Raw genomic sequence first — 21,137 nt, forward strand, 5'->3', positions numbered from 1 at the left:
CGCATGACCCGCATCCTCCTCCCCTCGCTCCTGCTTATCTCGCTTGCCGCCTGCGGCGGCGGCGACAATGCGGGCAAATCGACCGCCAAGCTCGACGCGGTCGAGGTGCAGCCGGGAACGATCAGCGATTCGATGATCATCCTCGACGATGCGGCGACCGACGGAACGGCGGTCGACAACAGCGTCCCCGACGACGGCACCGCAAAGCCGGCGGCGAAGTCCGAAGCGAACAAGGAAGAGGCTGACGACGAAACGAGCAGCGGTAGCGAAAATCCCGACGCCGTTGCCGTGTCCGCGGTCAAGAAGGCCGCTGCCGCCGAACCCGCCGCGAAGAAGAGCGAATAGCGCTCAGCGCAGCCCGAGGCTTTTGTGCGTCTGGAGCGACAGGCGCCAGCGCGGATCGGCCATCACCAGATCGATGCAGCGCCGGACATTGTCGGCGGCGTGCGGATCGTCGAGCGGCTGGATCAGCCGGTGCGCGAAATCGAGCGACGCCAGCATGTCGACATCGCTGCCCGGCTGCGGCCAGACCAGTTTGAGTTCGTCGCCGCTTCGCTGCACCAGTTCGCTGCCCGCCTTGGGGCTGATGCAGATCCAGTCGATGCTGCGGGGCACCGGCAGCGTGCCGTTGCTTTCGATCGCGATCGTGAAGCCCTGAGCATGAAGCGCGTCGATCAGGGCGTCGTCAACCTGCAGCATCGGTTCGCCGCCGGTGAGCACGACATAGCGATCCGCCGACGCCTCACCCCAGCTTTCCGCAATCACCGCGGCAAGCGTCTTGGCGTCGCGATATTTGCCGCCGAGGGTGCCGTCGGTACCGACGAAATCGGTATCGCAGAATTTGCAGACCGCCTTCGCCCGGTCCTGTTCGCGGCCGGTCCATAGGTTGCACCCGGCAAAGCGGCAGAAGACCGCGCGCCGGCCGGCCTGCGCGCCCTCCCCCTGCAGCGTGAGGAAAATCTCTTTGACCGCGTAGGTCATGCTCCGGCGTAGCGGGTCGGGTCGGGCAGCCCCGCGTCGGCGAAGCCCTTGCTGCGCAGGCGGCAACTGTCGCACAGGCCGCAATGGAGATGATCGGGGGTAGGATCGTAGCAGGACCAGCTCATCCCAGCGTCCATTCCCAGCCGCGCCGCCTCGGCCGCGATGTCGGCCTTGGTCATATGCTGGAGCGGGGCGTGGATGTGGAAATCGATGCCCTTGTCGCCGTCGCGCGTCGCAAGCCGCGCGAGATCCTGAAATCCGGCGATGAATTCAGGGCGGCAATCGGGGTAGCCCGAATAGTCGAGCGCGTTGACCCCGATGACGATATCCTGCGCCTGCCGCGCTTCGGCAAGCCCGAGCGTCAGCGACAGGAAAATGAGGTTGCGCGCGGGGACGTAGGTGACGGGAACCTCGTCCCCCACTCCGTCCTTGGGCACGTCGATGTCGGCGGTCAGCGCCGAGCCCCCGAAGCGGCGCAGGTCGAGCGGCAGCACGATATGCTCCGCCGCACCGACATGGTCGGCGATGCGCGCCGCGGACTCAAGCTCGACGCGGTGGCGTTGGTTATAATCGATCGTCAGCGCGACGATGCGCGCCCCGGCTTCGCGCGCCAGCCCAGCACAAACCATCGAGTCCAGTCCGCCCGAGAGCAGGACGATCAGCGTTCTTTCGGCAAGATTCTGCATCGGCGCCCGATACGCCTGCGCCAAAGGCGGCGCAAGGGGCGGCTCGGCGAGCGCTTCCCAAAAGAAAGGGCCGCACGGCTCTCGCTATACGGCCCAAGTCGGCAAGAAGCCGTTAGGGAGAAGGACACACATCGGTGCGTCGTGATTCCGAAGCTAATCGCCGATGGTTAACATCGCGTTACGAAACCGGCGGTCAGTTCGCCGCGGTGCAAGCCCCCACCCGCCGCGCCTCGATCGCCTGCGAGAAGGGCCGGCCTTCGGCAATGCCCTGCGTGTCGATCTGGACCAGCCGGTTGGTTTCGGCGCGAATGCTGGTGCGGCCGTGCCCGGCGCCGGGGCAGGTGTAATGGACCGTCACCGAATTGGGCACATCCTCGATGACATAGCGCGAGCAGCCCGAGCGCGGGTGGTAGATCTGGATCATCCGCCGCGCGTCACCGAGGCAGAAGGTTTTCACCACATCGGGTTTGCCGCGTTCGCGAAGCTGCCAGCTGCCCTTTTCGAGCCGGTCGAGCATCGCCAGCGATGGCGCTTGCGCGGGGACGGTGCTCGCACCGGCAAAGGCAAATGCCGCCACAGACCATCGCATGAAGGGAGCCAAGATCGCCATTTCCACCTATCCACTGGCCGCCCGGCACGGGCGAAATTGCGACCCCGTTTGACACAAGGTAGCGATACCTCGACAGGATTTCAACCGTTTGGCGCTGGATTGCCTCGTTTCGCCGTCTCGATTTGCGACGAAATGTCGCCCGGCGGCTCAGGAACGCGACGCGATGTCGTCGAGCGCGATCGGGAAGATGCGCGAGCAAAAGGCGCAGTCGACGACGATCTTCCCTTGCTCGTCGGCCATGTCCTGCCGCTCGGTCTCGGGAAATTGTGCGAGCACGCCGGCGAAATAATCGGGGCTGCACCGGCAGCCGCGCGATACCGCAACGCCGGGCTCGATCCGCACCTCGTCCTCGTGAAACAGCCGCCAGGCGAGCGTTTCGAGCGAGGTCGCCGGATCGGTCAATTCCTCGTCCTTCAAGGTCGCACCGATCGTCTTCGCATGCTCCCACTCGGGAAGGTCGTGGCGGACGTGCAGGCGGTCGCGCCCCACCTCGCCCTCGGGAAGGTGCTGGAGCAGCATCCCGCCGGCGACGCAGCCCGCCTCGGCGTCGTGGCGCGCGGCGAGCTTGATCAAACTCGAAATCTGCTCCGACTGCTCGAAATAATGCTCGGCCGCGGCGCCGATCGACGCGCCCTCGAGCGGAACGATGCCCTGATAGCGCTCGCCGGTCGCCTCCTGGTCGAAGGTGATCGCAAGGAAGCCCTCGCCGAACAGCGCGAACAGCGTCGGGTCCGAACCCACTTCGGCCAGCCGTTCGGCATCGAACTTCAGATAGCCGCGCAGCTCGCCGCCGCGATAATCGCAGACGAGCAGTTCGACCGGCCCGCCGCCGGTCTGCGCCTGCAACGTCATCTGCCCGCCTTCGGTCTTGAGCGTCGAGCCGAGCAACACGGTCAGGACGAGCGCTTCGGCGAGTAGCTTTTCGGCGACCGGCGGATAGCTGTGCGCCGCCATGATCGTGTTGAGCACGGGGCCGAGCCGCACGAACCGGCCGCGGACATGCCGCGCGGCGATGGTGAAGACCAACGGCTGGTCGAACCAGGTTTCGATCGTTTCGCTCATAGCTTGCCGAGTGCCCAGAGCAGGATCGACTTCTGCGCGTGGACGCGGTTTTCGGCTTCGTCCCAGATGCGCGATTGCGGGCCGTCCATCACCGCGTCGACCACTTCTTCGCCGCGATGCGCGGGAAGGCAGTGGAGGAAGATCGCGTCATCCTTCGCCGCGGCCATCAGCCGCTCGTCGACCTGATAGGGCGCCATCGCCGCGAGCTTGTTATGCGCATGATCCTGTCCCATCGACACCCAGGTGTCGGTGACGACGAGGTCAGCGCCGGCCGCCGCTTCGCGTGCGTTGCGCACGATGTCGATGCGGCTGCCCTTTGCGCGCGCCGCCTCGACGAACGTCGCATCGGGATCATAGCCCTGCGGGACGCCGGCGCGGATATGAAAGCCGAACAGTCCGGCCGCCTCGATCAGCGAAGCGAGCACATTGTTGCCGTCGCCGAGCCAGGCGAGTTCAAGGCCGGGGAGCGACTTGCCGTTTTCGACGATCGTCAGCAGATCGGCGACGATCTGGCACGGGTGCGACAGGTCGGTCAGCCCGTTGATCACCGGGACGCTCGCATATTCGGCGAGTTCCTCGGCCTTTTCATGATGGTCGGTGCGGATCATGATCGCATCGGCATAGCGCGACAGGACGCGCGCCGTGTCGGCGATCGTCTCGCCGCGGCCGAGCTGGGTCACGCCCGCATCCATGATCATCGACGCGCCGCCAAGCTGGCGGATCGCGATGTCGAACGACGCGCGGGTGCGCGTCGAATTCTTCTCGAACACCATCGCCAGCACATGCCCGGCGAGCGGGGCATCGGCATCGGCTTTCGCCTTGGGCCAGCCCGCGCGCGCCGCCTTGCGATCGATCGCGTCGGCAAGCATCGCCGCGACCGCGTCCCCGCCCGCGTCGGACAGGTTCAGGAAATTCCGCATCACGCCCTCCGTTCTGCAGGAACGGAAAACATCAGGACTCGGGCGGCGTATAGCTCGCCGCGCCCGCCGACAGTTTCTCGATGAATTCAGCGATATGGCTGTCGTCGATGTTGAGCGGCGGCAGCACGCGGACGACATTCTCCCCCGCCGCGACGGTGAGCAGCCCGTGGTTGTCGCGCAGATGCGCGACGAAGGCGCGGCTGTCCGAATTGAGCTTGAGGCCGAGCATCAGGCCGACGCCGCGGACGCTGTCGAAGAGCTGGTCGTGGTTCGGAATGAGCTGCTCGAGCGCACCGCGCAGCCGTTCGCCGGTCGCCTTCACCTGATCGAGGAAACCGTCCTCGAGCACGACGTCGAGTACCGCCTGCCCCGCCGCGCAGGCGAGCGGGTTGCCGCCATAGGTCGACCCGTGCGTGCCGATGACCATGCCGCGCGCCGCTTTCTCGGTCGCGAGGCACGCGCCCATCGGGAAGCCGCCGCCGATACCCTTGGCGCTCGCCATGATATCGGGGGTGACGCCATAATGTTCATAGGCATAGAGATGGCCGGTCCGCGCGACGCCGCACTGGACTTCGTCGAAGACGAGCATCAGGTCGCGCTGGTCGCAGACGTCGCGCAGCGCCTGCAGGAACGGCTGCGACGCCGGGCGAATGCCGCCCTCGCCCTGGATCGGTTCGACAAGGAAGCCCCCCGTATTGTCGTCGACCAGATCGAGCGCGGCGTTGATGTCGTCGAACGGCGCATAAGCGAAGCCGGGCAGCAGCGGATCGAAACCCTTGCGCAGCTTCTCCTGATTGGTCGCCGAGATCGTCCCGAGCGTGCGGCCGTGGAAGGCATTGTTGAAGGTGATCAGCGTGTGCTTCTGCGGATTGTCCCCGCTCGAATGATAGGCGCGCGCCGTCTTGATCGCACATTCGACCGCCTCGGCGCCCGAATTGGTCAGGAAGACCGTGTCGGCAAAAGTGTTCTCGACCAGCCGCGCGGCATAGGCCTCGCCCTGCGGGCTGCCGTAGAGGTTCGAGACGTGCATCAGCGTCGCCGCCTGATCCTGGATCGCTTTCGTCAGGTGCGGATGGCCATGACCGAGCAGGTTGACCGCGATGCCGCTCGCAAAGTCAAGATAACGCTCGTCGCGCTCGCCGATCAGATAAGCGCCCTCGCCACGCACCGGACGCACACCGCACCGGGGGTATACGGGCATCAGCGGCGTGATCGTCATGGGCTTCACCTTTCAGTCAAAAGTAAAAAGGCGACCCCAAAACGGGCCGCCCTTGGTCGGACCGCCCCTATACTGCCGCAGCCGGAGCCGCGTCAACACGCGGGGCGCGACGGGTTCAGAGCGACTTGCCGGCCTCCATCGTCAGCGTCAGCGAATGCTTGCGCGCTTCGGGATCGTACATTGACGACGCGACGATCACTTCATCGACGCCCGTGCGTTCGACGAAGGCCTTGAGCCCCGCAGCAACGTCGTCGGCGGTTCCGACCGCCGAACATTGCAAGACATGGTCGAGGATCGCGCGCGCATTCGGCGGCAGGCTGTCCTTATAGCCCGCAAGCGGCGGTTTCATCTTGCCCGGATTGCCGGTGCGCAATGCGACGAAGGCCTGTTGCTGCGACGAGGCAAGCAGTTCGGCTTCCTCGCGGGTGTCGGCGGCAAAGACATTGAACGCCGCCGCGGTATAAGGCTCGGACAATTGTGCCGAGGGCTTGAAGTTGCGGCGATAGATGTCGAGCGCTTCGTCGAGCGCGTCGGGCGCGAAATGGCTGGCGAAGGCATAGGGTAGCCCGAGCATCGCCGCGAGCTGCGCGCCGAACAGGCTCGATCCCAATATCCAGAGCGGAACGTTCGTCCCCTCCCCGGGCACGGCGCGAATGCCGAGTTGCTCGTCACCCGCCAGAAAGGCCTGGAGCTCGACGACGTCCTGCGGAAACTGCCGCTCGTCGCTCGCGAGATTGCGGCGGAGCGCCCTCGCGACAATGCCGTCCGACCCCGGCGCGCGCCCGAGCCCGAGATCGACCCGGCCCGGAAACAGCGCCTCCAATGTCCCGAACTGCTCGGCGATCACCATCGGCGCATGGTTCGGCAGCATGATGCCGCCCGCGCCGATGCGGATCGTCGAGGTCGCCTGCCCGATATGCGCGAGCACGACCGACGTCGCAGCACTGGCGATCCCCGCCATCCCGTGATGTTCGGCGACCCAATAGCGTTCGTAACCGAGCGCCTCGGCATGACGGGCGAGATCGGCGGCGTTGGCGAGCGACTGGGCGATCGAACCGGTGTCGGTGACGGGCACGAGATCGAGGAAGGAGAGTTTCGTCATGAAACTGATATGCGGTGGCGGGGCAGCGGGTTCAACCGCAGCGCTGCGCGAGCATGACGAAGAAAAACTATGCCCGCTCGTCCTTGGGCGAGCCCATCAGCACATAGGTGGTGATCGAATGCACCTGCGGCAGCACCCCAAGCACCTCGGTGTGGAAATGCTTGTACGCCGCCAGATCCTCGGTCTCGACACGAAGCAGATATTCGATCGTGCCGGTGACATTGTGGCATTCGCGCACTTCGGGCGCGGTCGCCATCGCCGCCTCGAAACCGACCTGCGACTTCTTCGTATGCGACGACAGTCCGACGGCGACATAGGCGATGAACGAGAGACCGCGCTTCGCGGGGTCGATCTGCGCGCGATAGCCGGTTATGACACCGCTGCGTTCGAGTTCCTGAACGCGGCGCAGGCACGCCGAAGGCGAAAGCCCGACCCGCTCGGCGAGTTCGAGGTTCGAGATTCGCCCATCGAACGATAGCTCGTGCAATATCTTGCGGCCTATGTCATCCATCCTAGTCATTGATTGCATATTCTAGACCATCGCCGCCGATCTTTGCAATCCATCGCGTTATGAAACGCATTATGTTGTGCGCATGGAACAGACCACCCTCGCCGCGCTTTCCGCCTTCGCGCTCGTCTCGTCGATCACGCCGGGGCCGAACAATATGATGCTGATGGCGTCGGGCGCCAATTTTGGCCTGCGCCGCACCGTGCCGCACGCCCTCGGCGTCGGGATCGGCTTCACGCTGATGATCGTCCTCGTCGGGATCGGGCTGATGGGCCTGTTCGACCTGTTCCCGGTGCTGAACCTCGTGCTCAAGGTGGTGAGCGTCGCCTATCTCCTGTGGCTGGCGTGGAAGATCGCCCACGCCGCCGCACCCGACACCGAAAGCGGCGCCCGCGGCAGGCCGATGACCTTCGTGCAGGCGATGCTGTTCCAGTGGGTCAACCCCAAGGCCTGGTCGATGGCGCTGACCGCGATCGCGCTCTACGCGCCCGACCGCAATCTCGCCGCGGTGCTGCTCGTTGCGATCGTCTTCGGTCTCGTCAACCTGCCGTCGACCAGCCTGTGGGCGGTGATGGGCACCGCGCTGCGCGGCTGGCTGTCGAGCCCGGTACGGCTCAGGGCCTTCAACTGGACGATGGCGGCGCTGCTCGTCGGATCGCTCGTGCTGCTGATCTGACCCGATTGCAAGGTTGCGAGACGCAACCTATGCACGGCGCTCCCTTCCCCTGACCGGAGAACAGAGCCATGCAGAGCCGCCGCCTCGGAAAAAGTGCCATCCATGTGTCCGACATCTGCATGGGGACGATGACCTTCGGCAGCCAGACCGACGAAGCGGAAGCGTTTCGCGTCCTCGACCGCTGTTTCGACGCCGGGATCAACTTCTACGACACTGCCGAGGGCTATCCCGTGCCGCCTGACACCAAATGGGTAGGCCGCACCGAGGAGATCGTCGGCCGCTGGATGAAGACCAAGCCGCGCGACGCGATCATCATGGCAACCAAGGTTTCGGGACCGAGCCATGTCTGGTTCAAGTCGCCGTGCCGCGGCGGAATGACCGCGCTCGACCGCAAGAACATCTTCCAGGCGATCGATGACAGCCTGACCCGCCTCCAGACCGACTATGTCGACCTGTACCAGACGCATTGGCCCGACCATGATGCGCCCTATGACGAGATGATGGATGCGCTCGACGAACTCGTCCGCGTCGGCAAAGTCCGCATCCTCGGCTGCTCGAACGAGACGAGCTGGGGGCTGATGAAATCGCTCGCGGCCTCGGAAAAGCTCGGCGTCGCGCGCTATCACACGATCCAGAATAATTTCAGCCTCAACAACCGCCGTTTCGAGGACGAGCTGGCGCAGGTTTGCCGGCAGGAGGGAGTCAGCCTGATCCCCTATTCGCCGCTCGCGGGCGGGGTGCTGTCGGGCAAATATCAGGGCGGCGCGACGCCCGAAGGCGCCCGTTTTTCGCGCTACCTGAAGATGGAAGGCCGGCAAGCGGCGATGGGGCGGCGGTTCGTCAACGAACGGAGCCTCGCCGCAACCGAACGTTACCTCAAGATCGCCGCCGACGCCGGACTGCACCCGGTGACGATGGCGACGGCTTGGTCGAAACAGCACGACTTCGTCGCCTCGACGATCGTCGGGGTCAGCGCCGACGATCAGGTCCAGCCGATCCTCGATGCGATGGAACTGGTGCTCGACGACGATGTGATGAAGGCGCTGCACAAGGTAAGCCGGGACATCCTCTACCCGATGGGGTGAAGGCCCGGCCATTCGAGGACGAGCGCTTCGCCGGGGCGGAGCGCCCGCCATGCCTTTGCGAGCCGGTCGAACGCACCGAACACCTGCGGCCTAGCGGCGTCCAGCCGGGCGCGCTCGTCGGCGCTCAGCGATGCGCGCGTCCGGTCGGCCTCGCCGCGCGCGGCGCGCTGTGCGGCGCTGTCGGGCCGGGTGGCGCTCCGCCAGTCGACGTCGAACAGGAAAGCGGCGAGTTCGGACAATTCGCCCTCGCGCCCCTGCGCCCTCACCAGCTTCGCGCCCTTGGCGACCTGTTTGCGCGCCGCACGCTGGCGTTCCTTCGCCGACAGCTCCCCGCCAGCCTCGACATGGAACGACCCGGCATCGCCACCCGCCGCGATCTGACCGAACACGCCGTTTTTCAGGCCGAGCGCAGCCTCGACGACGAAATGGACCATGTCATGCGGCAGGTCGGGATCGAAACCGGGCGCCGGATCCATGACGAGCGCCGGGCCGGCGCCGCGCTCGATACGCATGCTGTAGCGGCGTTCGCCCGAACGGATGAAATGGACTTTCACGTGTCCCCCCTATAGGCTCGCCGCACCCTCTGCCAAAAGGATTTGCGATGACCTCTGTCCGCCGCGCGTTTTACGCCCTCGCCGCATTCTCCGCCGTAATCGGCACCGCGCATGCCGCCAATCCGACGATGTTCCGCGACGCCGGCTGCGGTTGCTGCCTGAAATGGCTGGAACAGGTGCAGGCATCGTTCGGCAAGAAGGCGGTGATCATCAACTCGCGGGACATGACCGCGGTGAAGGACAAGCAGGGCGTGCCGCAGGCCCTGCGTAGCTGCCACACCGTGCTCGTCGGCGGCTATGTGATCGAGGGCCATGTTCCCGCCAAGGAGATCGCCCGCCTGCTCCGCGAGAAGCCCAAGGGCGTCAAGGGTCTTGCGGTCGGCGGGATGCCGATGGGGTCGCCCGGCATGGAGCATGGCGATCACCGCGAAGCCTATAAGGTCATGACCTTTGGCCCCGCCGGCCAGCGCGTCTATGCGAGCTATGCCGCAAGCGGCGGCGCCCACGCGCACTGAGCGGCGACATTTTCGTATCCGTTCGCATCGAGCGAAGTCGAGATGCCCCTCGGTCGTGCACGCCTTCGGTGTCTCGACTTCGCTCGACACGAACGGAAAGCTAGACAGGCTTTAACTCGGCCTTGAACAGCTCGAGCATCCGGCCCCACGCCTTTTCGGCAGCGGCTTCGTTATAGGCGCGGCCGTCGGGCGGGCACCAGCCGTGCATCGCACCTTCATAAACTTCGACCTCGTGCCAGTGCGGCGACGGCGCGAGCACTTCCTTCAGCAAGACCTTCTCGTTCGGCGTTTCCTTGTCGTCATTGTCGGCGATCGCGAACAGATAGCCCGCGTTGGTATCGCCGATCAGCAAGTGCGGACTGTCGGGCTTGTCGGTGGCGACGCCGCCGCCGTGAAAACTCGCCGCGGCGCCGACGCGGTTCGGGCTGAGCGCGGCTGTGTAAATCGTCATCGCGCCGCCCATGCAATAGCCGGTGGTGCCGATCCGGCGCTTCGTATCGACCTCCGGCTGCGCATCGAGAAACGCGAGATGCGCCTTTGCATCGACCTCCACCGGTGCCCGGGTGAGCTGTTTCAGATAACCGAAGAGTTTCTCGCGCACCGCGGGCACGTTGAAATCGTTCGCCGCATCGACGACGGGCGACTTCTGCCAGCGGTAGAAGGGGTTGACGGTCAGCACCGCATAGCCCTCTGCGGCCAGGCGGTCGGCCATCTGGCGGAAGGCCGGACGTAAACCCCGGATGTCTGGCCACACCAGCACGCCGGGATGCTTGCCCTCGGCGGGCGCGACGAAATAGGCGTCGGCGGTCCCGTCGTCGGTCGCGATCGTGACGTCGCGGCCCTTCACCGGCTTGCCCGCCATCGCCTGCACCGGGAGCATCGTCGCGAGCGCACACGCGCCGGCAAGCGCGGTGAAGCTGCGTCGCCCGACGGGCATTCCGGCGCGGTCGAGATCGGCTTCGGTGGCTTCGGTACACATGATGTCTCTCCTTGGGGGATTCGAGAAAGTGGCGGAAAACTGCGTAACTTTACGCGCGATTCATATCAGGGGCGTTGTGTTCCCCGGGGCGCAAGCCGGAGGCCGTGCGGCGAAGGGTCCATCACAGGTCTGGACCCCGGCTCTCGCCGGGGCGCAGCAAATGCCGTGTGCCAAAAACGACAGAAAACTGCGTAACTTCATTCGCGATTGGCCTTTCGGTTACGCGGGCAAACCGGTCAGCGCCTCGCACCGCCGCAGGCTAATATGGCGATCTTTTTTAGGACAGCGTTTTTTCCTCCCTGTGGCGCAGCCATGGGGAGGTGGCAGCGCGAAGCGCTGACGGAGGGGCCATTGCGCAGCGTTGCGGCCCCTCCACCATCCGCTTCGCGGACGGTCCCCCTCCCCATCGCTACGCGACAGGGAGGATCAGTTCGATATCGGCGGCGCCAGTGCAATCTCGTCGAAGCTATGCGCCACATGATGCACCCCGACCCCACGCAGCATTTCGCCATGCGCCGCGCGGTCGGCGATATGGCCCGCGCCGCAGAAGCCGACGACGGTCATCCCCGCCGCAATCGCGGCCATGGCCCCGGTCGGCGAATCCTCGATCGCCAGGCAGGTCGCGGGATCGACGCCGAGTCCCCTGGCGGCGGCGAGATAGATATCGGGAAAGGGTTTGCCGCGATCCCAGCCGTCGGCGCTGTACACATGCCCGCCGAAATGACGATCGAGCCCGAACAGGCCGAGCGCCCAGCCGATATATTCGGCGCGGCTCGACGAAGCGATCGCGCGCGGCAACTCCCCCAGCGTGTCGAGAAAGGCCGGCGCCCCGGGGACCGCGTCGAACCCCTCCATGAAGCGCGCCCGCGCGCGGGTCCGATGCGTCTCGCGAAAATCGGCGGGCAGCGCGCGGCCGAAACGCGCCTCGATCCGCCGCTGCGTCTCCTGCCAGTTATGCCCGTAATAGTCGCGCAGGCATTCGTCGTAGGTCGTCGGCATGCCCGCCGCAGTCAGGCTTTCGGACAGCGACAGGTTTGCGCGTACCTCGCTGTCGGCGATGACGCCGTCGAAGTCGAAGATGATGGCGGCGGGGGCCGTAGAGATAGGGAATATTTCCTTCAATAACATAGTACTACATGAAGAGACGACAGCGTCTCAAGAAAATCACCAGTCGCGCCATTCATCGACCTCTTCACTCAAACCCGGATGCCGAGCAACGAAAGCGATCTCTTCAAGAAGCAAGCAGATGTCTTCTCGCTCTTCGGTCTCGATGACCCCTCCCGCCCTTTCATCGGCTAGGTTGAACCACGCCACGCAGCCCTTGAGTATCCGCCGCACGTCGGCCTTGCGGGGCCTTGGCCCGATCGCCTTCAACTCCCTGCAAACTTCGTAGATTTTTGATCGAGCTGCATCGGCGAACTCAGCGGGTGGATAGGGGGGTGACGGCATCCAATTCTCAAACGGCTTTTCTTCGAGAAGTTGATCCCAAGTCAGCTTTGACAGTCGATTTTTGTAGCGCTCTTCCTTCGCCTTCGCTTCAGCCTCATTTTTGGCTTTCTTCAACTCCGCCTCTCGCTCGAAGTTTTCGCGTTCGTTGTGCCAACGCCATTCGCCTTCAGCAGCATAGTTTACAAAGCGTGGAGATGCCGTTCTCGACCCAACGGCGTGGGCGAAGTTTTTCTCCGCTTCCATCAATTCGTGGTTGGTCGGTCGATCGATACCGATTATCCGCAACTCTTTGAACTCGTTGATGCTCCACCATTGTAACAACGTACCGAAAATCGCTTCGCGACCGGTATGTGCGAACCTATACTCCTTTAATATTTTTGCTTTGCGAAATTCTGCCAACGACGGGGGTAATGTCCAAATTCCGTCATATACTGCAACAACGAGCTTGTCCGTGCTGGTGCCAATTATTTTGAATGCTGCATAACGCCCTGTCTCCGGAGCTGCGAACTCTGAGAAAGGCGACGTGAGAAACGAATAAACGTAGCCTACAGTTGGCGCATCACCGACATCCAGATTTTGCGGCATTTGGCCTGCGGAGAACATACTGCGCAAGTTGCCAAAGAAGTTTGACACTGGTGGTTACTCCACCGTAACGCTTTTCGCCAAGTTTCGCGGCTGGTCGACGTCGGTGCCCTTCGCCACCGCCACATGATAGGCTAGGAGTTGCACCGGCACCGCATAGACCAGCGGCGCGATCAGCGGGTGGACTTTGGGCATCTCGATCGTCGCCATGCAGCCGTCGCCGGCTTCGGCGAGGCCTTCGGCGTCGCTGATCAGGACGACCTTGCCGCCGCGGGCGCGGACTTCCTGCATGTTGCTGACGGTCTTTTCGAACAGCGGGCCCGAGGGGGCGAGCACGATCACCGGCACCGCTTCGTCGATCAGCGCGATGGGGCCGTGCTTCATTTCGCCCGAGGCGTAACCTTCGGCGTGGATGTAGCTGATTTCCTTGAGCTTCAGCGCGCCTTCGAGCGCCAGCGGATAGTCAGGGCCGCGGCCGAGGTAGAGGACGTCGCGCGCCGGGGCGACGAGATGCGCCATCGCCGCGATATCCTCGTCATGCTGGAGCGCGGCATTGAGCGCGGCGGGCGCCTCGATCAGGTGGCGGACGATCTCACGCTCGTCGGCCTCGGTGAGCTTGCCCTTCTTGAGGGCAAGGTGCGCGGCGAGCGCCGCGAGCACCGCGAGCTGGCAGGTGAAGGCCTTGGTCGAGGCGACGCCGATCTCGGGGCCGGCGTGCGTCGGCAGCAGCAGGTCGGCTTCGCGCGCCATGCTGCTGGTCGGCACGTTGACGACGACCGCGATCGTCTGCCCGTTCGCCTTGCAGTGGCGCAGCGCCGCGAGCGTGTCGGCGGTCTCGCCCGACTGCGAGATGAAGAGCGCGAGCCCGCCGGGCTGGAGCACCGGGTCGCGGTAGCGGAATTCGGACGCGACATCGATGTCGACGGGGACGCGCGCGAAGGTTTCGAACCAATATTTGGCGACCATGCCGGCGTAGAAGCTGGTGCCGCAGGCGACGATGGTGATGCGGTCGATCTTGCTGAGGTCGAAATCCATCTGCGGCAGCGCGACCGTCTGTTCGAGCGGACGGATGTAGGAGGAGAGCGTCTGCGCGACCACCGTCGGCTGCTCGAAAATCTCCTTTTGCATGAAGTGGCGGTAATTGCCCTTCTCGATCGTCGCGGCGCTGACGCCGCTGGTCGTGATCTCGCGCTCGACCGGGTTGTTGTTCTCGTCGAAAATGCGCGCGCCGTCGCGGGTGATGACGACCCAGTCGCCTTCCTCGAGATAGGCGATCTGCTGCGTCAGCGGGGCGAGCGCGAGCGCATCGGAGCCGAGATAGGTTTCGCCGTCACCATAGCCGACGACCAGCGGCGAGCCGAGGCGCGCGCCGATCAAGAGGTCGGGGTGGCTGCGAAAGGCGATGGCGAGCGCGAAAGCGCCCCGAAGCTGCGGCAGCACCGCCTGCACCGCTTCCTCGGGCGACTTGCCGGCCTCGATCTCTTCCGAGACGAGATGCGCAACGACTTCGGTATCGGTTTCGCTTTCGAACGTGCGCCCGCGTGCCTGCAACGCTTCGCGGAGCGGCTTGAAATTCTCGATGATCCCGTTGTGGACCAGCGCGACGTCGGCGGTCGCGTGCGGGTGGGCGTTGCTCGTCGTCGGCGCGCCATGGGTCGCCCAGCGCGTGTGCGCGATGCCGACGAGGCCGGGGGCGGGATTGCCGGCGAGTTCCTTCACCAGATTGGCAAGTTTGCCCTCGGCGCGGCGGCGGACGAGCTCGCCGCCCTCGACCGTGCAGACGCCCGCCGAGTCATAGCCGCGATACTCCATGCGCCTCAGGCCATCGACCAAACGGTCCGCCACTTGGGTTGTGCCGATGATTCCGATAATTCCGCACATGTAGGTCTGGCTTTCTTCTGAGGGCGGGGCCCTATAGCGTGTAGGGAACGCGAATACCCGGCATCGATGCCGGAAACACCTTGATATTGCGCGTAACGAGGATGCGGCCCGATATTTGCGCGGTTGCTAAGACGAAGGCGTCGGCCATCGTCAACCCCTTGCGTTCGGCCCTCAACGCAGCAGCGCGTCGGGCCACCGCATCGCCGACCTCCTCGATCGCGAAACAGCCGAGAAAGGCCTCGACCGCCTTCACCGACGCTGGGTCGGCGGCCGACATCACCTCGGTCCAGCTGATCCGGCTGACGCTCTTGCGTCCGGCGCGGCGGATCTCGCTGCGCGCGCCCTCGACGCCGTTCAGCGCGTCGATGAGGATATCGCTGTCGAATTGTGCCTCGATCATTCGCGCTTGCCCCTGAGGCGGCGCTGATATTTGAGCCCGTCGCCGATATCGTCACGCAAACGCCATATCCCGAACGCATTGTCGATCGCGTCGCCCGATATGTCGGCGCGGTACGCGCTCACCGCGCGGCGCATCAGTTCGGCGCGCGACACGCCCTGCGACGCCGCGAGCGCATCGAGCCACTGGACATCGTCATCGGGAATATCGGCGAGGAAGCGCATGCAAGATTGATATCATATCATGATATCAAGTCAATCGGCATGCCGGTAGACGGTTCTTACCTTTTTTCGTCATCCCGGACTTGATCCGGGATCCCGCGCAGCGGCGCAGGAAAGCGGGATCCCGGATCAAGTCCGGGGTGACGAGAAGGTTCCCAGCTGCGACCCGCCTCCCTCAACTCCGCCCGAAATTCCGGTCGACGAAGATCATCGCGAACTGCCACGGATCGGCCGTTTCACCATTGCCGGCTACGAAACGCTGCTGCCCGCCGGCCCAGATCCGCTGGATCTGCGCCGGCAGTTCGGGGGTGAATTTCATCTGCTGCGCGACGATCTCTTCCCAGCTTCCACCGGCCACGCCGAAGCTCTGGCGGAGCTGCGGTACCATGGCCTTGCAGTAATCCTCCGTCGCCGGGTCAAGATGGCCGATCGCCTTCAGCACCCAGGCATCGACGAAGCGCAGGAAGGGTTTGTCTTCGTAACGGTCGCTCACTTGAACTGGGTCTCCACTTTTTGCCACTCGTCCTTGAGCAGGCCGAAAATCAATGAATCACGGACGCCGATATGCGTTTCCCATTCGCCCCGCAGATGCCCCTCGCGCCGGAATCCCAGCTTTTCGAGGAGCGCGATCGACCCGGCGTTGTCGGGGTCGGTGTCGGCGAAGATACGCCGTAGCCCGCCTTCGGTAAAGCCATGCGCGACGACGCAGGCGACCGCCTCGCGTGCCAGCCCCGCGCCCCAGCGGTCGCGGCGGAGGATATAACCGACCTCGCCGACCCCGGGCTTGCCGTCCATCAGGATCACCCAACCGAGCGCCTCGTCATTTCCTTCGGTGATCGCCCAGCAGAGCCAGCCCTGCCCTTCTTCGGCGTTGCGCGCGACATAGGCCTCGGTCTCGGCGAGCGACTGATGCGGACCGCTCGACCACCAGGTCATCAGTTCGGCATCGGACAGCACCGCGAACAGCGCCGCGGCATCGCCGGCGCGGAGCTGGCGCAGCACCAGCCGCGCGGTGGTCAGCGTCGGGGCGGCCATCGTCCTATTTCTTCTCCGCCGCCTTTTTCTTGCGCATCGTGTCGTGGAAGCGGTCGGCCCAGCCCGGTTTGACGAGCTGTTCGGCGCGCACCATGCGGAGGTCGCCGTCGCCGACATCGCGCGATACCGCACTGCCCGCGGCGACGATGGCGTCGCGGCCGATCGTCACCGGCGCGATCAGCGCACTGTTCGATCCAATGAAGGCATTTTCGCCGATCACCGTCTGATATTTGAAATAGCCGTCATAATTGCAGGTGATCGTCCCCGCGCCGATATTGGCGCCCGCGCCGACCGTCGCGTCGCCTAGGTAGGTGAGGTGGTTCGCCTTGGCGCCCTTCCCCAGATGCGCCTTCTTGGTTTCGACGAAATTGCCGATCTTCGCTTTCTCTTCGAGCACCGTGCCGGGGCGGAGACGCGCGAACGGGCCGATCTCGCAGCCGGCGCCGATGCTCGCGCCCTCGATATGGCTGTTGGCGCGGATCGTCACATTGTCGGCGACGGTCACGCCGGGGCCGAAAAAGACATTGGGCTCGATCGTCACGTCGCGGCCCAGCTCGGTATCCCAGGAGAACCAGACGGTATCGGGGGCGCGCAGCGACGCGCCGCCCGCCATCGCCTCCTCGCGCTTGAACGCCTGCCACTGCGCTTCCGCGGTGGCGAGTTCGGCGCGGCTGTTGATACCGGCGACATCGTTCGGATCGGTCGTCACGACAGCGCACGACCGCCCGTCGGCGTTCGCGATGTTGACGATGTCGACAAGGTAAAACTCCTTCGCCGCATTGTCGTCGGTGACGCGTGCGAGCAGCGCGAACAGATCGCGCGCCTTTGCCGCCATCAGCCCCGAATTGCAGAGCCGGACCGCGCGCTCGGCGTCGGTCGCATCCTTGTGCTCGACCATCTTGGTCACCCGGTCGCCATCGGTGATGACGCGGCCATATTGCAGCGGGTCTGCGGGTTCGAACGCGAGGACGACGACCGCGGGAGTGTCCTCAGCGTTCAGCCGGTCGATCATCGACTGCATCGTCGCGGTCGGGACGAAAGGCACGTCGCCATAGAGGATCAGCACATCGCCGTCGAAACCGGCCAGCGCGCCCTCGGCCTGCTGCACCGCATGGCCGGTGCCGAGTTGCGGGTCCTGCACTGCCAGTTCGGCCGAACCGCCGAGCGCGGTTTCGAGCTGGTCGGCCTTGTCGCCGACGATCACCACCTTCTTCGCGGGGCTCAGCGCGTCGACGCGCGCCATTAAATGCAGCAGCATCGGCCGCCCCGCGATCGGGTGCAGCACCTTGTGCAGGTCGGATTTCATGCGGGTGCCCTTGCCGGCGGCGAGGACGATAGCGGCGATCGGTCGGTTTGTGGTCATGCGCGCTCCCATGCCAGCAAATCATTGCGGTTTCCAGACTGGCGGGCCATGCGCACGCGATGAATGATTTCCCTTTCCGGATCGTCGGATTCGACCTCGACGGCACGCTGGTCGATACGGCGGGCGACCTGACCGCGGCGGTCAACCATGCGCTGTCGCTCGTCGGGCGCGCGCCGCTGCCCGAAGCGGCGGTGCGGCCGATGATCGGGCTGGGCGCGAAGCATATGCTCGAACAGGGGCTGGCGGCGACCGGCGGTGTCCCGGACGACGATGTCGAGCGGCTCTATCCCGAACTGCTGCGCTATTACGAAGACCATATCGCGGTGCACAGCCGCCCCTTCCCCGGCTTGACCGAAGCGCTCGGCCAGCTCGACGCGCTCGGCGTGCATACCGCGGTGGTCACCAACAAGATGGAGCGGCTGGCGCGCCTGCTGCTCGGCGAACTCGGGCTGGCCGACCGGATGGCGACGATCATTGGCGGCGACACGCTGGGCGTCCGCAAACCCGCGGCCGAACCGATCCTCGCGATGGTCCGGCAATGCGGCGGCGGCCGTGCGGCGTTCGTCGGCGACAGCATCTACGACGTGATGGCGGCCACGAACGCCGGTGTGCCCAGCATCGCAGTCAGCTTCGGCTTCCTCGACCGGCCGGCGGCAGACCTCGGCGCCGATCATGTCATCGACGATTATAGCGAACTGATCCCGCTGCTCGATCGTCTCTAGCGCTTCCGCCACTTGGTCCACAAATGCCGCGCGAGCATCGCGGGCGGCATGCGCAGCCAGTGCGAGCGGATGTAGAAGGCCTGCTGGAGCGCGAAATCGGTCGAACGCCCCCAGTCGTCGCGCGCCAGCAACCGGCGGCGATACCAGCCGTCGCCCGGGTCCTGTCCGTCCCAGCCCGAAGGAAGATCGCTGCCATAGAGATCACGCGACAGCCGGGCGGCGCGGCGAACCGGGGCGCGCAACCCGTGCATGTCGGCGCGCGTGTCGAGCTTGCCCCAGAAGCCGGGATCGGCAGCGGCAAAGTCGCGCGTCAGGCAGTGGAAATCCCAGAGATTGCGCAAGCCCCCCTGCAAATCGCCATCGGCGAGCATATGCGCCGCGCAATGGCACGCCATGTCGGCGGGGCAAAGCACCGCATGCCCGCTTGCCGTCGGCACCGCATCGCTCATCAGCGCCAGCGCATCGGGCGTGATCCGGTGGGTCCTCGGCAGGATCGTGTGGTGGACGTCGATCATCCGGTCGCGCGCCTTGTGGATCAGCGGCGGCAGTTCGTGCATATGATCGCGGTAATAGGCGTCGTCATAGGGATCGGACTTCACCCACTCCCATTCGGCTTCGAGCAATTCATTCTCGGCGCGGCCGATATCGCTTTGCAGGACGAGGATATCGAGGTCGCCGATCTGGCGGCCCGCCGAACAGGAGAGGCCAGCCGCGGCATAGGCCGTCCCCTTGAGCAGCACGAATTCGATGCGCTGTTCCTTGAGCGCGCGGTGCGCCATCTCGGCTTCCCATAGCGCCTGTCGCTGCGCGACCTCGGCCGCGGTGCGCTGGTCGGCGAACAGCGCGGCGACCGAAGGCGGCAGGTCGGCCGCTTCGAGCCGGCAGGCGAGCGTCGCGAGCATCGCTTCGCTACGCGCGACGCCGATCACGCCGTCCCAGTCACGCGGACCGAGGTCGGCGGCGGCACGGCGACCGGCCATCAGGTCGACGAGCGTCTGCACCGCGCTCATCGCGCCGCCTCCGCCCATAATTGTTCGGCGAGCGCGATCCCCGTCGCGCTGTCGGGATAGGAAATGCCGAAGGCCGGCGTCTCGCGCACCAGCCGGGTCAGCGCCGCGAAGCCCGCCTCGCCGAGCGTGACATAATTGGTCGATGATTCGGTGAGGCGCACGAAGGCTTCGCCCTCCCCCATCGGCTCGATCGCCGCCTCGCCCCCGAAGCGCGGAAAGAGGAGCAGCGCCGGGCGCACGGGTTCGCGCATCGCGGCTATGGCATTGCTCCTCGGGATCAGGTGGCGGATGTCGCCCTTCGGTGTCCCTGCGAGCAGCGGCCCGAGCCGCGACGCGTCGACCCGCGATGCCATTTCGGCGATCGCTGCATTCTTGAGGCTGACCGCACGCGGGAAGGCAAGCGCATCGCCGCTCAAGGGCTCGATCAGGGTGAACTCGTCGCCCATCAGCCGCCAGTCGCCCTCGCCCAGCAGCGCGGCAAGCGTCGATTTTCCCGATCCCGATTCACCCGACATGATCAGCGCGCGGCCATCCTTCGCGACCGCGCTGGCATGGAGCAGCATATGCCGCCGCCAGCCCAGAGCGACCTGCAGGTTCATCGCCATCTCGGCGGCGAGCAGTCCCATCGACAGCGGCAGCGGCAGCGCGTCAGGGACGATGAAATCGCCGCCGATATGCACCGAGGGGCGCAGCCAGCGCCGCCACGGCCGCGCCGCGAACAGGCGCACCGTGGCGTCGGCCGGGCGTGCGTCGTCCTGCGGATAGGCGGCGTAGAGCCGGTCGAGCGCCGCGATCGGTTCGGGCCAGTCGCTGCCGACGCGAAACTGGACGGGGCCGACGGCAATCCGCATGCTGTGCCTCACGCGCGCTCCACCAGCCCCAGCGCGGCGAGTTCGGCCAAGCGGTCGGCGACGATCGCCGGTGCATCGCCATCCGCATCGAGATCGAACGCCGCGGCGAGCCGGTCGGCGAGCGTGGCGGCATCGCACATGTCGCTGCCCATCAGGGCGAGTATTTCGGGCATCGGCGGTGCGACGAGGTGCGTCTGCATCGAACGGCGGTCGAAAATGGCGGTGAGTTCGCCAAGCGGCTCGATGCGTAATGCGTCGGGCGGGGCTGCGCGATAGGCCCGGTCAGGCATAATCTTCGGCGGCGGCAGTCAGCTTGGCGAGGATAGTGAGCAGCGTCGCGCGTTCGCGTTCGCTGATCGTCGATTCAAGCTGCGCCTCGCTCGCCAGCGCCGCGGGGACGATCGCGTCGTAGAGCGAACGGCCGGTCTCGGTGAGTTCCAGATGATGCGAGCGTCCGTCGGCCTCGTGCGCCTGGCGCGCGATCAGGTGACGATCGGCGAGCGCCTTGGCCGCGCGATTGACCGTCACCTTGTCCATCCGCGTCGCCGCGACGAGTTCGCGCTGGGTCAGCGGCTTGCCTTCGCCGAGCACCGCCATCAGCCGCCATTCGGGGATCTTGAGGCCGAAGCGGTTCTGATATTCGGCGGCGATGCGGCTCGACAGCGCGTTCGACGCGATCGACAGCCGATATGGCAGGAAATTGTCGAGGTTCAGTTTCTTGGCGGCCAT

At 65.4% G+C, this 21,137-nt stretch carries 27 protein-coding genes; 5 read left to right on the plus strand and 22 right to left on the minus strand.

Annotated features, from left to right (window positions below; all coding sequences use genetic code 11):
- Positions 1-3: 3 nt before the first annotated feature.
- Positions 4-345 carry a hypothetical protein gene (locus AN936_RS09515; RefSeq protein WP_054587939.1) on the plus strand — a complete coding sequence of 114 codons (342 nt, stop codon included), beginning with the start codon at positions 4-6 and terminating at the stop codon, positions 343-345.
- 3 nt (positions 346-348) lie between these two features.
- Here the strand turns inward: AN936_RS09515 and queE are convergent, their stop codons facing one another.
- The 8 genes from queE to AN936_RS09555 all read right to left on the minus strand — a co-directional run bounded on the left by queE (position 349) and on the right by AN936_RS09555 (position 7,091).
- Entirely contained in the window at positions 349-981 is a 633-nt protein-coding gene (queE, locus tag AN936_RS09520) for a 7-carboxy-7-deazaguanine synthase (RefSeq protein ID WP_054587940.1), read from the minus strand.
- On the minus strand, positions 978-1,667 hold the full coding sequence (gene queC / locus AN936_RS09525) for a 7-cyano-7-deazaguanine synthase QueC (protein ID WP_054590204.1): 690 nt from the start codon (positions 1,665-1,667) through the stop codon (positions 978-980). The genes queE and queC overlap by 4 nt, the downstream gene beginning before the upstream one ends.
- Before the next feature lie 193 nt (positions 1,668-1,860).
- Positions 1,861-2,256 (minus strand): DUF3617 domain-containing protein, encoded by a 396-nt coding sequence (locus AN936_RS09530; RefSeq protein ID WP_149037637.1) that lies wholly within the window; start codon positions 2,254-2,256, stop codon positions 1,861-1,863.
- 168 nt (positions 2,257-2,424) lie between these two features.
- Positions 2,425-3,339 carry an Hsp33 family molecular chaperone HslO gene (locus AN936_RS09535; protein ID WP_054587941.1) on the minus strand — a complete coding sequence of 305 codons (915 nt, stop codon included), beginning with the start codon at positions 3,337-3,339 and terminating at the stop codon, positions 2,425-2,427.
- Complete coding sequence (gene argF, locus AN936_RS09540; RefSeq protein WP_054587942.1) at positions 3,336-4,262, minus strand: ornithine carbamoyltransferase; 927 nt, start codon at positions 4,260-4,262, stop codon at positions 3,336-3,338. Before argF ends, AN936_RS09535 begins: the two co-directional genes overlap by 4 nt.
- Before the next feature lie 28 nt (positions 4,263-4,290).
- Positions 4,291-5,478 carry an aspartate aminotransferase family protein gene (locus AN936_RS09545; RefSeq protein ID WP_054587943.1) on the minus strand — a complete coding sequence of 396 codons (1,188 nt, stop codon included), beginning with the start codon at positions 5,476-5,478 and terminating at the stop codon, positions 4,291-4,293.
- 115 nt (positions 5,479-5,593) lie between these two features.
- On the minus strand, positions 5,594-6,580 hold the full coding sequence (locus AN936_RS09550) for an LLM class flavin-dependent oxidoreductase (RefSeq protein ID WP_173585648.1): 987 nt from the start codon (positions 6,578-6,580) through the stop codon (positions 5,594-5,596).
- 67 nt (positions 6,581-6,647) lie between these two features.
- On the minus strand, positions 6,648-7,091 hold the full coding sequence (locus AN936_RS09555; RefSeq protein ID WP_201782978.1) for an Lrp/AsnC family transcriptional regulator: 444 nt from the start codon (positions 7,089-7,091) through the stop codon (positions 6,648-6,650).
- 82 nt (positions 7,092-7,173) lie between these two features.
- On the opposite strand from AN936_RS09555, the gene AN936_RS09560 reads away from it, so the two are divergent.
- Both AN936_RS09560 and AN936_RS09565 read left to right on the plus strand, forming a co-directional pair.
- Positions 7,174-7,764, plus strand: coding sequence for a LysE family translocator (locus tag AN936_RS09560; RefSeq protein WP_054587946.1), 591 nt, complete (start codon positions 7,174-7,176; stop codon positions 7,762-7,764).
- A gap of 104 nt (positions 7,765-7,868) precedes the next feature.
- The gene (locus AN936_RS09565; protein ID WP_234715790.1) at positions 7,869-8,849 is read left to right on the plus strand and encodes an aldo/keto reductase; all 981 of its coding nucleotides are present in this window, start codon (positions 7,869-7,871) and stop codon (positions 8,847-8,849) included.
- Here AN936_RS09565 and AN936_RS09570 read toward each other — a convergent pair.
- Positions 8,834-9,403: a hypothetical protein gene (locus AN936_RS09570; RefSeq protein WP_054587948.1), complete on the minus strand. Its 570-nt coding sequence runs from the start codon at positions 9,401-9,403 to the stop codon at positions 8,834-8,836. The genes AN936_RS09565 and AN936_RS09570 overlap by 16 nt on opposite strands.
- A gap of 47 nt (positions 9,404-9,450) precedes the next feature.
- Here AN936_RS09570 and AN936_RS09575 point away from each other — a divergent pair, with 47 nt between their 5' ends.
- Positions 9,451-9,918 carry a DUF411 domain-containing protein gene (locus AN936_RS09575; RefSeq protein WP_054587949.1) on the plus strand — a complete coding sequence of 156 codons (468 nt, stop codon included), beginning with the start codon at positions 9,451-9,453 and terminating at the stop codon, positions 9,916-9,918.
- Positions 9,919-10,018: 100 nt separating this feature from the next.
- On the opposite strand, the gene AN936_RS09580 is transcribed toward AN936_RS09575, so the two are convergent.
- The 9 genes from AN936_RS09580 to glmU all read right to left on the minus strand — a co-directional run bounded on the left by AN936_RS09580 (position 10,019) and on the right by glmU (position 17,825).
- Positions 10,019-10,897, minus strand: a complete 879-nt coding sequence (locus AN936_RS09580) for a dienelactone hydrolase family protein (protein WP_054587950.1) — start codon at positions 10,895-10,897, stop codon at positions 10,019-10,021.
- A 426-nt stretch (positions 10,898-11,323) separates the two neighbouring features.
- Entirely contained in the window at positions 11,324-12,025 is a 702-nt protein-coding gene (locus AN936_RS09585) for an HAD family hydrolase (RefSeq protein WP_054587951.1), read from the minus strand.
- A gap of 36 nt (positions 12,026-12,061) precedes the next feature.
- Complete coding sequence (locus AN936_RS09590) at positions 12,062-12,979, minus strand: hypothetical protein (protein ID WP_149037638.1); 918 nt, start codon at positions 12,977-12,979, stop codon at positions 12,062-12,064.
- Positions 12,980-12,985: 6 nt separating this feature from the next.
- Positions 12,986-14,809 (minus strand): glutamine--fructose-6-phosphate transaminase (isomerizing), encoded by a 1,824-nt coding sequence (gene glmS / locus AN936_RS09595; RefSeq protein ID WP_054587953.1) that lies wholly within the window; start codon positions 14,807-14,809, stop codon positions 12,986-12,988.
- A 31-nt stretch (positions 14,810-14,840) separates the two neighbouring features.
- Positions 14,841-15,209 (minus strand): PIN domain-containing protein, encoded by a 369-nt coding sequence (locus tag AN936_RS09600; protein WP_054587954.1) that lies wholly within the window; start codon positions 15,207-15,209, stop codon positions 14,841-14,843.
- Positions 15,206-15,430: a ribbon-helix-helix domain-containing protein gene (locus AN936_RS09605; RefSeq protein ID WP_054587955.1), complete on the minus strand. Its 225-nt coding sequence runs from the start codon at positions 15,428-15,430 to the stop codon at positions 15,206-15,208. The genes AN936_RS09600 and AN936_RS09605 overlap by 4 nt, the downstream gene beginning before the upstream one ends.
- Before the next feature lie 172 nt (positions 15,431-15,602).
- Positions 15,603-15,920: a hypothetical protein gene (locus AN936_RS09610; RefSeq protein WP_054587956.1), complete on the minus strand. Its 318-nt coding sequence runs from the start codon at positions 15,918-15,920 to the stop codon at positions 15,603-15,605.
- Positions 15,917-16,462 (minus strand): GNAT family N-acetyltransferase, encoded by a 546-nt coding sequence (locus tag AN936_RS09615; protein ID WP_054587957.1) that lies wholly within the window; start codon positions 16,460-16,462, stop codon positions 15,917-15,919. Before AN936_RS09615 ends, AN936_RS09610 begins: the two co-directional genes overlap by 4 nt.
- 4 nt (positions 16,463-16,466) lie before the next feature.
- On the minus strand, positions 16,467-17,825 hold the full coding sequence (gene glmU, locus AN936_RS09620) for a bifunctional UDP-N-acetylglucosamine diphosphorylase/glucosamine-1-phosphate N-acetyltransferase GlmU (protein ID WP_234715791.1): 1,359 nt from the start codon (positions 17,823-17,825) through the stop codon (positions 16,467-16,469).
- A gap of 59 nt (positions 17,826-17,884) precedes the next feature.
- Here glmU and AN936_RS09625 point away from each other — a divergent pair, with 59 nt between their 5' ends.
- Positions 17,885-18,547, plus strand: a complete 663-nt coding sequence (locus AN936_RS09625; protein WP_054587959.1) for an HAD-IA family hydrolase — start codon at positions 17,885-17,887, stop codon at positions 18,545-18,547.
- On the opposite strand, the gene AN936_RS09630 is transcribed toward AN936_RS09625, so the two are convergent.
- Genes AN936_RS09630 through AN936_RS09645 form a run of 4 tightly spaced genes read right to left on the minus strand, consistent with a single transcriptional unit; the run spans position 18,544 to position 21,137 of the window.
- Positions 18,544-19,557, minus strand: coding sequence for a nucleotidyltransferase family protein (locus AN936_RS09630; RefSeq protein WP_054590206.1), 1,014 nt, complete (start codon positions 19,555-19,557; stop codon positions 18,544-18,546). The two genes, AN936_RS09625 and AN936_RS09630, sit on opposite strands and share 4 nt — an antisense overlap.
- Complete coding sequence (locus AN936_RS09635; RefSeq protein ID WP_054587960.1) at positions 19,554-20,420, minus strand: HprK-related kinase A; 867 nt, start codon at positions 20,418-20,420, stop codon at positions 19,554-19,556. Before AN936_RS09635 ends, AN936_RS09630 begins: the two co-directional genes overlap by 4 nt.
- The gene (locus tag AN936_RS09640; protein WP_054587961.1) at positions 20,417-20,698 is read right to left on the minus strand and encodes an HPr-rel-A system PqqD family peptide chaperone; all 282 of its coding nucleotides are present in this window, start codon (positions 20,696-20,698) and stop codon (positions 20,417-20,419) included. Before AN936_RS09640 ends, AN936_RS09635 begins: the two co-directional genes overlap by 4 nt.
- On the minus strand, positions 20,691-21,137 hold the full coding sequence (locus AN936_RS09645) for a MarR family winged helix-turn-helix transcriptional regulator (protein ID WP_054587962.1): 447 nt from the start codon (positions 21,135-21,137) through the stop codon (positions 20,691-20,693). The genes AN936_RS09640 and AN936_RS09645 overlap by 8 nt, the downstream gene beginning before the upstream one ends.

This window comes from Sphingopyxis macrogoltabida, from assembly GCF_001307295.1.
GTDB classification, from domain to species: Bacteria; Pseudomonadota; Alphaproteobacteria; order Sphingomonadales; family Sphingomonadaceae; genus Sphingopyxis; species Sphingopyxis macrogoltabida_B.